Raw genomic sequence first — 1,803 nt, forward strand, 5'->3', positions numbered from 1 at the left:
ACTGGGTGGCGAGCCCCGGCCGCTCGGCCGCCTTCAGCCGGTCCGCGCGCCAGCGTGTGGTGTGCGGGCCCGCCGCCAGCGGCCCCTGCTCGCCGTCCTTCAGGAACGCCACGTACCGGGCGCCGAGATCCTTCGGCGCGACCGCCAGCGCCCCCTCGCCCCCGCCGACGGGGACCGCGTACCCCTCCTCCTCGGCGAACTCGGGCACCGTGGCCGTACCGAGGATCACCAGGTGGGCGACCTCCCACGGCTGGTCGGGCCCGTTCCGTACGAAGGTCAGCAGCCAGCGGTTGTCGGCGGCGCCCTCGTCGACGTCCCGGTTCGAGTCGGCGTCCGCGAGGAACCAGCGCGGCCAGCCCGCCTTGCGCGGCAGCGCGAACCGCGCGTCCGTCAGCTCCAGCGGCAGGTGGTTCGGGTTCCCGGTGGGGGCGGTGACCGCCCGCGCGCGCAGCCCCGCCTGGTTGATCGCCCCGAACGGCCCGGTGACCCGCCCCGCGGCGAGGGCCGGGTCGTGCTTCTTGTCGGCCCGGTTGTACGCGGCGGTGAACTCCGCCAGCGCCCGCGCGGCCTCCTCCCGGGAGGCCGGCGGCAGCAGCTCCAGCTCGCCGTGCACGGTCACGCAGCCGCTCGCCGTCAACGCGAGCGCGAGCGCCGCGGCGGTCATCACGACCCCGCGCGCCGCGCGTCCCCGCGCCGCACGGCCGGCCGCCGCGGTGGCCCGTCCGCCGCTCGCGCCCCCGCGTGCCGGCAGCCGCCTGCGCGCCTGCGGTTCCGACTCCGACCGGGACTGCTCCAGCGGTCGCCTCAGCCTTCTCATCGGTCGCCTTCTGCTCCTCCACCCGGCACGGACGCCCCCGACCTTATCGGGGCCGGGGAGGCGGCCGATCCGGGGACCGGGGACCGTGACCGGGCCGGGACCGGAATCCGTGGTGCGCCCCTGCCGCCCGGTCCCCGGATGGTTCAATTCCGACATGAACACGACCGCGTACGGCAGTTCCGCCACCGAGATCGACGTCCTCCGGGTCTTCTGCGCGGGCGACGGCCGGCACGGCAACAGGCTCGGGGTCGTACGGGACGGGCGCGGGCACCCCGACGAGGCCGCCCGGCAGGCCCTCGCCAAGGAACTCGGCTTCAGCGAGACCGTGTTCGTCGACGACCCCGAGCGCGGGATCGTCGACCTCTACACCCCCGGCGTGCGCCTGCCCTTCGCCGGACACCCGCTCGTCGGGACCGCCTGGCTGCTCGACCTGGAGGTCGTGCGCCCGCCCGCCGGCGAGGTGTGGGTGCGCGGGGACGGCGAGTTCACCTGGATCGAGGCCCGCGCCGAGTGGGCGCCGCCGCGCACCCTGCGCCGGTACGGCTCCGCCGCCGAGGTCGAGGCGCTGGAGGTGCCCGAGCCCGGTGAGTGGATCTACGCCTGGGCGTGGGAGGAGGAGGCCGCCGGCCGGATCCGGGCACGCGCCTTCCCCGGGCGCGGCGACGGCATCGACGAGGACGAGGCCACCGGCGCGGCGGCGCTGCTGCTCACGGCCGAACTCGGCCGGGCCCTGAACATCACCCAGGGCCGCGGCTCCCAGCTCCTCACCGCCCCCGGACCCGGCGGCATCGTGGAACTCGGCGGCCGGGTCCTTCTGGAGGCGACGCTCACCCGGTGAACCCGGTGAGGGGCTCGGGGCCCCCGCCGCTTCACGCGCTGAGCGGGAACTCGGCCCCCAGCTCGCGGAAGACGGCCGTGTTGAAGGCGAAGGCGCGCCGGCACTCGTCCACGATCCGCTGCTTCTCCAGGTCGTCGGCGTCCACCCC

At 76.4% G+C, this 1,803-nt stretch carries 2 protein-coding genes and 1 pseudogene; 1 reads left to right on the forward strand and 2 read right to left on the reverse strand.

Translation table 11 applies throughout. The features are described 5' to 3' along the window. Positions 1 to 817 (reverse strand): hypothetical protein (locus RIF68_RS35735; protein WP_375165799.1); only part of this gene is annotated, 817 nt, incomplete at its 3' end. Positions 818 to 971: 154 nt separating this feature from the next. Here RIF68_RS35735 and RIF68_RS35740 point away from each other — a divergent pair. Continuing rightward, entirely contained in the window at positions 972 to 1,655 is a 684-nt protein-coding gene (locus tag RIF68_RS35740) for a PhzF family phenazine biosynthesis protein (protein WP_309055110.1), read from the forward strand. A 31-nt stretch (positions 1,656 to 1,686) separates the two neighbouring features. Here the strand turns inward: RIF68_RS35740 and RIF68_RS35745 are convergent. Then, positions 1,687 to 1,803: pseudogene (locus RIF68_RS35745) on the reverse strand (biliverdin-producing heme oxygenase); the annotation flags it as partial.

Source organism: Streptomyces sp. (assembly GCF_031178505.1).
GTDB lineage: Bacteria > Actinomycetota > Actinomycetes > Streptomycetales > Streptomycetaceae > Streptomyces > Streptomyces gulbargensis.

Bases quoted from the DNA above. Each gene is read 5' to 3' on its own strand.
- RIF68_RS35740 (WP_309055110.1), top strand. From the start codon at position 972: ATGAACACGACCGCGTACGGCAGTTCCGCCACCGAGATCGACGTCCTC.